The organism is Labrenzia sp. CP4, assembly GCF_001579905.1.
Classification (GTDB): Bacteria; Pseudomonadota; Alphaproteobacteria; order Rhizobiales; family Stappiaceae; genus Roseibium; species Roseibium algicola.
This window is the reverse complement of the sequence record NZ_CP011927.1, coordinates 1,566,503-1,579,758: the sequence shown is the minus strand read 5'-3', so window position 1 is coordinate 1,579,758 and position 13,256 is coordinate 1,566,503. Positions and strand designations below refer to the sequence as shown.

Genomic DNA, 13,256 nt, shown 5'->3' with positions numbered 1-13,256 from the left:
GGACACGTGTTCGGGCTGGCAAGACCGATGCAGAAAAGGTGGGAAAGAAAGGGGATGTCGCCAGCACCTCAAAGGCTGCGGGCAAACAGGACTTCGTCGCGGATTTCGATACCGTAGTCGCCACGCAGCGGGATTTCCGGCTTCTTCTCGCGCTCGGCGTCGATGACACCTTGCGCGATCCGCTCCAGACGGAAACCGCGCCGTTGATAGAAGCGGAAGGCGTCGAGGTTGTCGTTGGACGTACGGACGGTCAGCCGGTTGATGCCGGACGCCTTTGCTTCATCGACCACCGCGTTCAGCAGCAGTGTTCCGGTGCCACCCCAGCGGCTGAGCGAGTCCAGCGTGAGGATTTCCCATTCGCTTTCCCGCTTGATCAGCGTGACGAGCCCCACAAGATCGTCACCTGCATAGGCAACATAACCCGGCAGGCTCGACGCATCGACGATCTCGCCGTCCAATAGCATTTCGGGGCCTGCCCATCGGTCTGCCAGAAGCTGGAACACAGCTTCCTTGTCTTCCTCGTTGATCCGTCGGATGATCACGCTCATGGTCTGCCCTGCCTCCAGATCAGCGGCCCTTCAATCGTCGCCAATTGAACAAGCATTTGCCGATCGCTTCCATAATTTGCGAGCATCCTTTCTGCGGTCGTCTGGCCGCAGGATGCCCTATCGGTGAATGACGCGGGATGCCAGAGGCGTGCGCGCCTGCCAACGCGCTCGCTCCAGCTCCGGGTCGATATGCTCTTCTTCCGGATAACCGACGCATAGATAAGCCACGAGGCGCCAACCGGCGTCAACCTGCAGCGCCTCTGTCACCGCGTCCGGATCAAGGATCGACACCCAGCCAACCCCGACACCTTCGGCACGAGCCGCCAGCCAGAATGTGTGGATCATGCTGACCGTGGAATAGGCCAGCGTTTCCGGCATGGTCAGCCGGCCTAGTCCGTGGCCCTGTTCCGGGTCGTCGTCGCAGAAAATCGCCAGATGCACGGGGGCTTCCTTCAGCCCCGCCAGCTTGAGCTGGCGATAGGCGAGCGCCTTGTCGTCACTGTAGGTCCTGGCGGCTTCTTCATTTTCCGCTTCGAAGCTCGCGATGATCCGACCACGCGCCTCGGCGCTGTCGACAACAACAATTCGCCAGGGTTGACTGTTGCCAACAGAGGGGGCGAGGTCTGCCAGTTGCAGAAGATGGTCGAGAGCGCCTGCCGGCAAGGGTTCCTGCTTGAAACGGCGCACGTCCCGTCGCCATTTCAGAAGGGTCTCGAAATCCTTCTGAAATTTCGCTGAAAAGTCCGGTATCACGTCTCTGCCCTCGGCTCCTCCCGCCATGACAGACCTAGTGACCCGGAAATTCCACGAGGGTGCGCACTGGAACGTTCATCGCTTCCAGTTTCTTGCGCCCGCCGAGATCTGGCAGATCGACGATAAAGCACGCCGACTCGATGTTGGCGCCCATGGACCGCAACAATTTGCAGGCAGCCTCTGCCGTTCCACCGGTAGCAATCAGGTCGTCAACCAGGATGACACGGTCACCCGGCTTGATCGCATCCTTGTGCATTTCCATCTCATCCAGACCATATTCCAGGGAATAGGCGATCCGGACGGTTTCGTGCGGGAGCTTGCCCTTCTTCCTGATCGGCACGAAGCCGGCGGACAGCTGGTGCGCGACCGCGCCCCCGAGAATGAAACCGCGCGCCTCGATGCCCGCAATCTGATCGACCTTGGAGCCGGCCCAGGGCTGTACCAGGGCATCGACCGCCCGGCGGAAGGCACGGGCATCGCCGAGCAGCGTCGTGATATCCCGGAACAGGATGCCCTCTTTCGGATAGTCCTTGATCGTGCGGATTGCACTGACAAGCTCATCCTGAATGGTCTGTGCGGTCATCGGGATATCTCTCTGTTAAAATAGTTCCAGGCATCTGCCCCGGCCGGTGGTTATAACAAGTTTGACCTGCCGGTCGAAGCAATTTCGCTTTGTCTCAAGGGGTTATGCCGGCCACACTTTCGGCCGGCAATCCGGTCAGGTCCGGTTCAGGATTCGTCCTGCGACAGCGTCGAGCTTCGCCACCAGCGCCGGGTCGCGTTTGTCCGGCGCGGTCATCATGGCAAACTCCAGCGCAGTATCGGACCCGGCCGGGCAGGACTGATGTTCGCGCGGCAGATCCCTAGCGACACGGCCAACAAGCCTCTGGGCGTTTTCCGCATTCTCGTGAAGAACCTTGATGATGGCCTGAATATCGACTTCGCCGTGGTCCGGGTGCCAGCTGTCATAGTCGGTGACCATCGCGATGGTGGCGTAGGAAATCTCCGCCTCGCGGGCAAGCTTTGCTTCCGGCATGTTGGTCATGCCAATGACGTCGCAGCCCCAGGACCGGTAGAGCTGGCTTTCCGCTAGAGAAGAGAACTGCGGACCTTCCATGGCCAGATAGGTGCCGCCCTTGGCATAGGCGAGGCCTTCCGCTTTCGCGGCTGCCGCCACTGCATCGACCAGCTTCGGGCTGACCGGTGTCGCCATGGACACATGCGCGACACAGCCGGTACCGAAGAAACTCTTCTCCCGCGCAAACGTCCTGTCGATGAACTGGTCCACCAGCACGAAGGTGCCCGGAGCATGTTCTTCCTTGAGCGATCCGCAGGCAGAGACAGACAGAAGATCGGTGACACCGCAGCGCTTCATCACGTCGATGTTGGCGCGGTAGTTTATGGTTGTCGGCGAATAGACGTGTCCGCGCCCATGGCGAGGCAGGAAAACCACCTTGAGACCATCAATGGTGCCGATACGCACTTCATCGGACGGGGTGCCCCACGGGCTGTTGACGGCGATCCATTCGGAGTTTTCCAGACCCGGAAGGTCGTAGATTCCAGACCCGCCGATAATGCCCAATACTGCGTCTGCCATAACCACTCCAAACAGATTCAAAATCAATTCCTGCGGGACACAGGCCCGCATCAGCGATGGTTTATTTCAATTGATCCGCGATGGCGTCAAGCCCGGCCTTCGCGCATTTCGCCTCATTCTCGCCGCCACCGCCTCCGGCAACGCCAATCGCTCCGAGAAGCATTCCGGTCGCCGAGACGATGGGCAGCCCCCCAGCCAGAGGCAACGCCCCTGGAATAGCTGCAAGACTGGCCTCTCCACCCGGTCCGGCGAGCGAACCAAGATCCGAACTGGGAAGGTTGAATGAAGCAGCGGTCCAGGCCTTGCGACGGGCGGTTTCGGCAACATGCGCACCGCCCATGTTGCTGCGCAGTGTCACTTGCTCGACGCCGAAACGGTCCACCACGGAAGCTCCAGCCTGAAAACCTGCCTCGTTGCAGACCTCGACGGCTCGCAGCGCAGCGCGCATGGCAAGATGCATGTCCAGGACCTCGACCATGTGGGTTGCGGCCGATTGCGAATTTGCGGGGACAGGAAGCAGGAGAATTGCCAGAAACATCAATGCGCGGTGCATTGCATTACCCCTCAAAGAAAAAGCCGCCGGAAGGTCCGGCGGCTTTCATCATGCACTTAGGCGTCAATCAATCAATGCTCAACGTTGCGCCACAGTTTCTTCTTCGTGAAGTAGAGCATACCAGCGAAGACGATCAGGAAGATCATGACCCGGAAGCCGATCTTCTTGCGCTCTTCCAGATGCGGCTCGGCGGCCCACATCATGAATGCAGCGACGTCATGCGCATACTGGTCGACCGTCATCGGTGTGCCGTCGGTGTATTCGACCAGCTCGTCGGACAACGGTGAGGCCATGCCGATCGGACCACCTGTCAGATGCTCGTGCGCACAAGCTTCAGCGGTAACGGAACCACCCAGGAATGCCGGGTTGTAGTTGCCGGTGAAGTCCTCACCCAGACATGCCGGGTTTTCTTCCGGATAGCTGGTGAGAAGCGCGTAGATGTAATCCGGGCCCTGCTCCTGATACTGGGTGAAGGCGTCGAAGACGAACCACGGGAAACCGCGGTGCGCCGCACGGGCCTTTGCCAGCAGCGAGAAGTCCGGCGGGTAAGCGCCGCCGTTGGAAGCGCGGGCAGCCTGCTCGTTCGGGAACGGAGACGGGAACTTGTCCGCCAGGATACCCGGACGCTCATACATGTCGCCGTCGTCGTTCGGACCGTCGATGACGGTGTACTCGGACGCGATCTGCTTGGCCTGATCTTCGGTGAAGCTCGGGCCACCGTCTTCAGCAAGGTTACGGAAAGAAACCTGCTTCAGGCCGTGGCACGAAGCACAGACTTCCCGGTAGACCTTGAAGCCACGCTGCAGCTGGCCACGGTCGTAGAAACCGAACGGACCCGAGAAGGACCACTGCTCCCGCTCGATGTGCGGGGCGTTGCCTGCTGCGAAGACCGGGGTCGCGATGGCGACAGCCGCCACCGCAGCGAAGGAACGAACCATTTTGATCATGGTGCTCATTGTCTCAATTAACTCCTGATCCGGGCCGCGTTACTTCGTTTCCGGTGCTGAAGTCGCACCAGCCGGTTTGCCGGCTCCGCCCTTCAGAACCGCTTCGGAAATCGAGGCCGGCAAGGGCCGCGGTTTTTCCAGGAACCCGAGCATCGGCAGGATGATCAGGAAGTGGGCGAAGTAATAGGCGGTGCAGACCCGGGCGAGCAGAACGTAGGTGCCTTCGGCCGGCATGGCGCCGAGATAGCCAAGCGCAACGGCGTTGGCAGCGAAGATCCAGAAGAACTGCTTGAACAGCGGGCGGTAGGTGCCGGAGCGAACCTTGGACGTGTCCAGCCAGGGCAGAACGAACAGAACTGCAATGGCACCGAACATGGCGACAACACCGCCGAGCTTGTCCGGAATGGCGCGCAGGATCGCGTAGAACGGCAGAAAGTACCATTCCGGAACGATGTGCGCCGGGGTCACGAGCGGGTTTGCTTCGATGTAGTTGTCCGGGTGACCCATGTAGTTGGGCACGTAGAAGACGAACCATGCGAACAGGATCATGAACACGATGATCGCGAACAGATCCTTGATCGTGTAGTACGGGTGGAACGGAACCGTGTCCTGCTTGGTCTTCGGCTGAACGCCTGTCGGGTTGTTGTTACCCGTGGTGTGGAACGCCCACACGTGCAGGATAACGACACCGAAGATCATGAACGGCAGCAGATAGTGCAGCGAGAAGAAGCGGTTCAGGGTCGGGTTGTCGACCGCAAAACCACCCCAAAGCCAGGTGCGGATTTCTTCGCCGACCAGCGGAATGGCCGAGAACAGGTTGGTGATAACCGTTGCGCCCCAGAAGGACATCTGGCCCCACGGCAGCACGTAACCCATGAAGGCGGTGCCCATCATGATCAGGAAGATGATCACGCCGAGGATCCAGGAGATCTCGCGCGGCGCCTTGTAGGAACCGTAATAAAGACCACGGAAGATGTGGATGTACACGGCGATGAAGAACATCGACGCGCCGTTTGCATGCAGGTAACGCAGCATCCAGCCGAAGTTCACGTCGCGCATGATGTGCTCGACGCTGTTGAAGGCTGCATCGGTGCTTGGCGTGTAGTGCATCACCAGCACGATGCCGGTGATGATCTGCGCGATCAGCACGAAGAACAGGATGCCACCGAAGGTCCACCAGTAGTTCAGGTTCTTCGGCGTCGGGAAATCAACAAAAGAGCCGCGAACGAGCGAGATGACCGGCAGGCGGCTTTCCAGCCACTTTGCCGGAGCGCTCTGCGGTACATAGTTTGAATGTCCAGCCATGGCTGTCTCCTAAAAATCTATGCCGTTAGCCGATCTTGATCGTCGAGTCGCTGACGAACTCGAGCGGCGGAATCAGCAAATTCTCGGGAGCCGGGCCCTTACGGATACGGCCGGCGGTGTCGTAGTGAGACCCATGGCACGGGCAGAACCAGCCGCCGAAGTCGCCGGAGCTGCCGATCGGCACGCAGCCGAGGTGGGTACAGATACCGACCTGGACGAGCCATTTCTCGTTGCCTTCGACGCCACGGTTGGCGTCAGACGCTTCCGCGTCCGCCGGCAGGTTAGAATTTCGTGCAAGCGGGTCGGGAAGATCAGCCAGGGGAACAGCCTTGGCTTCTTCCACTTCCGTTTCGGTACGGTTGCGGATGAATACCGGCTTACCGCGCCATTTGACTGTAATCGACTGCCCCTCTTCCACGGCAGAGATATCCACCTCGATGGAAGCCAGAGCCAATGCGGAGGCATCCGGGTTCATCTGATCGATGAACGGCCATGCCAGCGCGCCAGCGCCAACGACGCCCATGGCGCCGGTCGCAATATAGAGGAAATCGCGGCGGGTCGGTTCCGCCTGATCCGTATGTGCCAAGGTCGCGTCCTCTCGAAACCTGTTCAACCTGTACCGAAAGCCCGCATCACGTCCGGGACCCCTTCTTTGCCCAAGAAGGGAACGGAACCATGCCGGGCTCATCGGGGGCCGGATACGGGCTATTCCGCACCGGCCAAGCGGCTTGTCTTTTTGCACCCTTCGAAACGCTTGTCCAGTTCAACAAACGCCTCGAAACGCATATGTCGCAGGCAAAACAACCGCCGCGCCGCTTTTCTGCCCTTTTTTGGGGAATGAGTGCAAGAGCGGAATCCGATTGAATCCCGCTCTTGCCATTGGTCTTTGGATTTAGGCGGCCTGAACCGAGGACAGAAAGCCCCCCGACTGGTGCTCCCAGAGCTGTGCGTAAAGTCCGCCCCGCTCCAGAAGCTCCTGATGGGACCCCTCCTCGATGATTCGACCCTTGTCCATCACGATCAGCCGATCCATGGCCGCGATCGTGGACAGACGGTGGGCAATCGCAATCACCGTCTTGCCCTGCATCAGATCGAACAGGCTCTCCTGAATGGCCAGCTCCACTTCACTGTCGAGAGCGGATGTCGCCTCGTCGAGAGCCAGGATCGGCGCATCCTTCAGCAGGGTTCGGGCAATGGCCACCCGCTGGCGCTGGCCACCGGACAGCTTGACGCCCCGCTCGCCGACATGGGCATCGAGACCCTTGCGGCCCTCCATGTCCTCCAGCTCGTCGACGAAGGACAGTGCATGTGCTTTTTCAAGCGCTGCCAGCACCTCTTCCCGCGTCGCATCCGGACGGCCATAGGCCACGTTGTCGAAGATCGACCGATGCAGCAGCGATGTATCCTGCGTCACCACGCCAACCTCGGCTCGGATGTCGTCCTGACGGACATTGGCGATGTCCTGGCCATCGATCAGGATTCGGCCGCCCTCCAGGTCGTAGAAGCGCAGGATCAGGTTGACCAGCGTCGACTTGCCTGCACCGGACCGACCGATCAGACCGATCTTCTCACCCGGATGGATCGTCAGGCTGAGGTCCTCGATCACGCCGGCTTCCTTGCCATAATGGAACCGGATGCGATCGAAACGGATCTCGCCCTGCCCGACCTCGAGCGCCTTGGCGTTCTTGACGTCCATCACCTCGCGTTCCCGCGAAATGGTGGAGATGCCATCCTGCACGGTGCCGATGTTCTCGAACAATCCTGCAAGCTCCCAAAGAATCCAGTGGGACATCCCCTGAAGACGCAGCACGAAGGCAACCGCAATGGTGACTTCGCCGATGGTCACAGTGCCGGCCTGCCACAGAATGATCGAAAGACCACCGATGGAGGTCAGCAGTAGCATATTGATGAACACCAGGACGATATTCAGTCCTGTCACCAGCCGCATCTGCAGAAAGACCGTCTTCAGGAAGCCAAGCATGGACGTGCGCGCATAGGCTTCTTCGCGCTCCGCATGGGAGAACAGCTTCACCGTGGTGATGTTGGTATAGGCATCAACCACGTGACCGGTCATCAGGGAGCGTGCATCAGCCTGCTCCTTCGACACGTCCCGCAACTTCGGAATGAAGAAGCGGATCGTGAGCAGATAAGCAGAGATCCACACCAGAAACGGCAGACTGAGCCAGATATTGGCTCCCGCGACCACGATCACGGCCGCGGTGAAGTAGACTGCGACATAGACCATGATATCGGCCATGCGCGAGACGACCTCACGCACGCCAAGCGCTGTCTGCATCAGTTTCGTCGCGATCCGGCCCGCGAAATCGTTCTGATAGAACGACACGCTCTGGCGCAGCAGGTATCGATGCACCCGCCAGCGGATGGACATGGGATAGTTGCCCATCAGTCCCTGGTGAAACAGCAGCTGCCAGATAACCTCCAGCAGCGGACGCAGCACCAGCAGGATCACCAGCATGAAGAGGAGCGTGCGCCAGTTCTGACTGACGAATGTATCCGGATCGGATTTTTCCAGCCAGGTGACCAGGTCACCCAGGAACGTGAAGATATAGACTTCCACGATCGCGACCAGCGTGCCGAGAAGCGACACACCGGCCAGGATCGGCCAGACAGGTTTGGTGTAGTACCAACAGAAGGCCCAGAAGCCCTTCGGGGGCACTTCGAGAACAGTCTTCTCGAAGGGGTCCACGAGTTTTTCGAAACGCTCGAACATGATTACCTCTCGGCCCCGCTCAACCGTAACACATTGAGATGCACCAGGGCATCGTCAGTGCGCACAGGTTTTCTATGCGGGCGAATTATGCGGCCAGTCGCGAACAGCAGCAGACTGGCGATGAAACTTGTAAAGGCGAGAGCCACGATGAAGGTGCCCCAGAAAAGCGCGCCGAGTTCATCGGCAAACTGCGTCACCGGAATATGACGGCCGGCGATTTCCAGAGCCTCGATCCGGCTCAGATTGAAGACGATGACCGGAATGAAGAACACGACGGCGATCGCAAAAGTGGTTCCCAGAAAAACGCCGGCGGCGACAGCGGCACGCATCGCACGGCGAGGAAAAGCCTGTCGTGGCTCTTCTGGTAAAGACACTTCAATATCCGGACGGCCTGTCGCTGGGGACAGGTCCGGCGTGAAATGGAATGACATCGGATCATCTCCGAAATGGGATCGTAAACGTGGTGACGGCAGACATGCGCGGCAACGCATGCAGCTCAATGGGAACGGCTTCAGCCGGTCACCGCAAAAGTCAGGAATTTGAAGAAGGTCTGTGGCTTCCTAGCGGAAGCGGACAGTGATACCTGGGCAAGCCTGGAGAGCGGCATATGGGTGGATCATGCAACGATCTGTCATTTAGTGCCCTCCTGGTTGCGCAGCCGGGCGGCTGCTGGGGAAACAAAGCCAACCACCATGAGTTGACTGGGGATGTTGGTACCTGCTTTCGGAGAACTTGAAAAGCAAAAATGCGTCAATTTGCAGCACGAAATATCGATCTGTTGCCCATCGGCCACAGACCCGCAAACCTCTCCCAACGGCAAAGTGGTTAGGACTGATACTCCAGCAGCTCGAACTCGCGCATGTGAATTTCCGCTTCATGCGGCGATAGCGGATCCGCAATGACCTTGCCCTGCACCGTCGTGCAGCCGAATTGCTTGAGCAGATCGACCTGCTTTGTCGTATCGACCCCCGCCGCAGAAATCTTCAGCCCCAGATTGCCGGCAAGCCGGGTGACCGACTGAACCAGCTGCCGTTTTTCCTTGCTGTCCTCAAGCCCTGCAATAAGCATCGGACACAGCTTCAATTGATCTGCGTTCAGATAGATAAGCTGACCGGCACCGCCATGTCCTCCGCCGAACTTGTCCAGGGCAACCCTGCAGCCGATTTCCCTCAGAAGGTCGACGGATCCGGCGAGGCCGTCCGGTTCGTCGAAACGGATGATTTTTTCGTCCAGCTCGACCACGATGTCGTCGGTCTTGAAACCAGCCTCACAGGCAGCCTGACGAAGTTGTTCAACGAAGCCTTTTTCCTTCAGACTGGCTCCACTCAGGTTCACCGACAGGAAGAACGCCGTATTCGAGAGCTCTCGAAGTCGCCGGACCTGGGAAAGCCCCTCCAGCAGCGCGAAACGCTCGATCTGGGCGATTCTCTTGACGTCTTCGTGCGTCGACAGAAGGCTGACCGGGTCCACGAGCCCTTCGGAAGGATGCAGCCAGCAGGCCGTAACTTCGTATCCGATGATCCGTCGGCTCTCCAGGTCGTACTGCGGTATCATCATCAAAGACAGACCGCCGTTTTCAAGATCCTCGTCCAGCTGTGCATGGATCATGCGCCGGTGGCGATGCGCCGCTCCGAGCGCATCCGTGTACCAGGAGATCTGGCTACGGCCCGAGCGCTTGGCGGCATAAAGAGCAATATCGGCGCAATTAATCAGCTCCGACGCACTCGCAGTCGCCGTTTCCGCCAACACTAGCCCGACACTGCCGGCAACCCGCAACTCGTGACGGTCCACTCTCACAGGCTTGGCCAGTCCCTCAAGGATCCGGTTGCCCAGATCTTCCATTTCGCCTGGGCCGGACGGGTTGGCGACCACCGCGACGAATTCATCCCCGCCGATACGTGCAACCAACCCCTTGTTGCCCAGCACACGGCTCATCACCATGGCCACATGGCGCAACACGGTATCGCCTGCTCCGTGTCCATGGCTGTCGTTGATGTCCTTGAAGTGGTCCAGATCAAAATGGATGATTCCGATCTGCTCATTGCCGGCCGTACCCTCTGCAACGCGCTCCTTCAGGTAGGCATTCAGCTTGGCCCGGTTGGCAACGCCGGTCAGGTCGTCATGCTCCGCCTGATGTTTCAAACGGATGCGCGCATTCTCCAGCTCCTTCACATGCTCGACCTGGCTGGTTACATCCCGGCAAATCAGAATGATCTTGGTTTCTTCCAGCGTCTTTCCCTCGACCACAGCAAAGGTCAGCTGGTTCCAGAACAATTCGCCGTTCTTGCGCCGGTTGAGGATCAGCTCTTCGGTTCCCGACCGGAACTTCGTCAGGTCGTAGCGGAAGTTTTCGATCTCGTCCGGGGGGAGCTGGTTTTCCGGCGGCAAGATGAATTCCTGAGGCCGCCGGCCGCGAATTTCCTCAGCGCTGAAACCGGTGATGCGGGAATAGGCCGGGTTCGTCCATTCGATGTGCCCGTCGATGTCCTGCATGACCAGTCCTTCATGGGCATGCTCCACGACAAGCTGAAGGATTGCGGCATCGTTGCCAAATCTGGAAACGTTGGAAGGAGCCGAGCCGTCCCGCTGCTTTCGGCCGCATAAATAGCATACGGCCATGAGAACCAGAGCGGTTCCCAATGCGAGCAGGAGATGTTGACCCGGCACATTCGCTAAGAATTCTGCCATATTCCGTCTTCAGCCAAGATATTAGTTACGCTTACTCTACGGGAGCAAAACTGAACCAATCTCTAAACTGCAAGTGATTTTATTGGGTTACTGTCATTTATACCAATACACAAGACGTTCCGCGGATGCCTCTCAGGCAGCCCGCACGCTTTGCAGAAATTGCCGAACCTGTTCTTGCAGGCTGTTTGACAATTGCCCGAGTTCGGCAGCAGCACCGTTCATTTCATCGGTAGCCGTCCGGCTGGTCTCCATAACGTCGCTCAAGGTATCGACGTTTTCGGCCACTTGATCGGAACTGGTCCGCGCCGTCAGTGCATTGCTGCTGATCTCATGGGTGGCCGTTGTCTGTTCCTCGACCGCTTCGCGGATTTTTCCGGAAATCTCGCTGACGCGGCCAATGGTTTCCGCGATCGAACGGATGGCGGTTTCGGAAAGCTCCGCGACTTCCTGCACCGCTGTCACCTGCGCGGAGATGTCTTCGGTCGCCCTGGTCGTCTGCTCGGCAAGGGCCTTGACCTCATTCGCAACGACGGCAAATCCCCGCCCGGCTTCGCCAGCCCTTGCGGCCTCGATGGTCGCATTCAGCGCGAGCAGGTTGGTCTGGCTTGCGATCTGGCTTATCAACTCGACGATTTCGCCGATGGCACGGCCGGTTTCCGCAAGCCGACCGACAATCTCGTCGGTTTTCCGGGCTTCCGCCACCGCGGTGCTGGCAATGTCCGTTGCCTGATCGACGTCCTCACGCACACGGCTCAGCGAACCGGACAGCCGGTCTGCCGAACTCGTCACGAAAGCGACGGAACTGCTGGCTTCCGATGTTGCCTGATGTACTTCCTGAACCGCCTGCATGGACGAGTTCACCGCCCTGTTCAGATCCGCCGAATTGCCTTCAACGCTTTTGGCAGCCGTCGACAAGGCAGAAACCACACCGATGACGGACTTCTCGAAATCATCGGCAACATCCTGCATCAGCGCCTTGCGCTCTTCGCTGAGGGCTTCCTGGTGGGCAAGTTCCTGTCTTGCCTGTTCCTTCGCACGTTCGGCAAGATTAGCGCGGAAAGCCGTCACGGACCGGGCGATGGCGCCGATCTCGTCGCTTCGCTGGGCGCCGTCGATCTGGATGTCGAGATTGCCTTCGGACAGCATATCGAGGCCAGTCTGCAACCGGTTCATCGGCCGGGCGAGCCCCACGGCCAGAATGACGGCAAATGCCAGAAAGGCCAGACCGACCGGCAGCACGACCAGACCGATGGTGATCATCTGATCCAGGATAAGCCCGTCGATCTTGCCGGCAACATTGCCTGTCAGAAAGTCCTGCGCACCGGCGGGGGTGCCGATCTTTTCCATGAAGGCCTGGCGGAAGGTATAGAAAGCAAATGCGGTACCGGCCATCATGATGGCGGCAGCCGTCAGAACCATGGCGACGAACCGGCCCTTGATTGAAAGCGTCACGTGGAAACCCCGACAGTAATTTTTCAGCCCCGCTTACGGCCGCTGTTGATCAGCGCCGTTATCGCAAGATGAAACACTACCGCTCTGCACGTAAAAATTCAGTAACGGCCAGTCCTCGGAGAACTACGTAGTCTTGATATTTTTGACGAGACTGTTGTGCCCTGCGTTTCGCGTCTAGCGGATCAGGACATCAGCCGGGTGATCGTGAAGCCCGCACCGGCCGAAACCGCGGACAGGACCGTCCCCCAGGCAACGTCGACGAGAACAACGGAAACCGGCCACTCCCTGAGCGTTGCGTAGTTGGTGACGTCGTATGTGCCGTAGGTGAAAAACCCGAACAGCGCTCCGAAAACAATGGCGGTCACAAGGCTGTCTGCCTTGAGCGCGGGCGCAACCGCGAAGATCACTATGCCGACGACATACACCAGATAGAAAACACTCGCGGCGGCGATGTTGGGCTTTTCCATCATCAGATGGCCGATACGGTCAAGGTAGAACCGGGTGGATACCTGCGTTAGCCAGACGTAGTCCACGGCAAGAAAAACGAGCACTGTTGCGATGTATGCCGTGACGTATTTCAAGATCGGCCCCCTGGTTTTGCACTGCCTTGTTTCGTCGGTTCTACGCCTCGGAAAGAGCACTGGATCAGCAGGAATTGAGCTGAGCTTCTGCGACGAACTTC

The 13,256-nt window shown here is 58.9% G+C and carries 13 protein-coding genes; all 13 read right to left on the bottom strand.

The features are described 5' to 3' along the window. Nucleotides 1–68: 68 nt before the first annotated feature. Nucleotides 69–548, bottom strand: a complete 480-nt coding sequence (locus ACP90_RS07245; RefSeq protein ID WP_022998115.1) for a GNAT family N-acetyltransferase — start codon at nucleotides 546–548, stop codon at nucleotides 69–71. Nucleotides 549–665: 117 nt separating this feature from the next. After that, complete coding sequence (gene bluB, locus ACP90_RS07240; RefSeq protein ID WP_022998116.1) at nucleotides 666–1,328, bottom strand: 5,6-dimethylbenzimidazole synthase; 663 nt, start codon at nucleotides 1,326–1,328, stop codon at nucleotides 666–668. 7 nt (nucleotides 1,329–1,335) lie between these two features. After that, on the bottom strand, nucleotides 1,336–1,884 hold the full coding sequence (locus ACP90_RS07235; RefSeq protein ID WP_022998117.1) for an adenine phosphoribosyltransferase: 549 nt from the start codon (nucleotides 1,882–1,884) through the stop codon (nucleotides 1,336–1,338). Nucleotides 1,885–2,019: 135 nt separating this feature from the next. After that, nucleotides 2,020–2,898: an S-methyl-5'-thioadenosine phosphorylase gene (locus ACP90_RS07230; RefSeq protein ID WP_062487617.1), complete on the bottom strand. Its 879-nt coding sequence runs from the start codon at nucleotides 2,896–2,898 to the stop codon at nucleotides 2,020–2,022. A 61-nt stretch (nucleotides 2,899–2,959) separates the two neighbouring features. After that, entirely contained in the window at nucleotides 2,960–3,451 is a 492-nt protein-coding gene (locus ACP90_RS07225; protein WP_062487615.1) for a heme-binding protein, read from the bottom strand. Nucleotides 3,452–3,522: 71 nt separating this feature from the next. Next, nucleotides 3,523–4,407, bottom strand: coding sequence for a cytochrome c1 (locus ACP90_RS07220; protein ID WP_062487613.1), 885 nt, complete (start codon nucleotides 4,405–4,407; stop codon nucleotides 3,523–3,525). Between the two features lie 30 nt (nucleotides 4,408–4,437). Beyond that, nucleotides 4,438–5,703 (bottom strand): cytochrome b/b6, encoded by a 1,266-nt coding sequence (locus tag ACP90_RS07215; RefSeq protein WP_022998121.1) that lies wholly within the window; start codon nucleotides 5,701–5,703, stop codon nucleotides 4,438–4,440. A gap of 25 nt (nucleotides 5,704–5,728) precedes the next feature. After that, nucleotides 5,729–6,289, bottom strand: coding sequence for a ubiquinol-cytochrome c reductase iron-sulfur subunit (gene petA / locus ACP90_RS07210; protein WP_022998122.1), 561 nt, complete (start codon nucleotides 6,287–6,289; stop codon nucleotides 5,729–5,731). A 306-nt stretch (nucleotides 6,290–6,595) separates the two neighbouring features. Beyond that, nucleotides 6,596–8,434 carry an ABC transporter ATP-binding protein gene (locus tag ACP90_RS07205; protein ID WP_062487611.1) on the bottom strand — a complete coding sequence of 613 codons (1,839 nt, stop codon included), beginning with the start codon at nucleotides 8,432–8,434 and terminating at the stop codon, nucleotides 6,596–6,598. 2 nt (nucleotides 8,435–8,436) lie between these two features. Continuing rightward, complete coding sequence (locus ACP90_RS07200; RefSeq protein WP_145903536.1) at nucleotides 8,437–8,865, bottom strand: hypothetical protein; 429 nt, start codon at nucleotides 8,863–8,865, stop codon at nucleotides 8,437–8,439. Between the two features lie 394 nt (nucleotides 8,866–9,259). Further along, entirely contained in the window at nucleotides 9,260–11,122 is a 1,863-nt protein-coding gene (locus tag ACP90_RS07195; protein ID WP_062487609.1) for an EAL domain-containing protein, read from the bottom strand. Nucleotides 11,123–11,254: 132 nt separating this feature from the next. Further along, nucleotides 11,255–12,574 carry a methyl-accepting chemotaxis protein gene (locus ACP90_RS07190; RefSeq protein WP_062487607.1) on the bottom strand — a complete coding sequence of 440 codons (1,320 nt, stop codon included), beginning with the start codon at nucleotides 12,572–12,574 and terminating at the stop codon, nucleotides 11,255–11,257. Between the two features lie 182 nt (nucleotides 12,575–12,756). Further along, nucleotides 12,757–13,155, bottom strand: coding sequence for a DUF2177 family protein (locus ACP90_RS07185; protein WP_082444575.1), 399 nt, complete (start codon nucleotides 13,153–13,155; stop codon nucleotides 12,757–12,759). Nucleotides 13,156–13,256 lie beyond the last annotated feature (101 nt).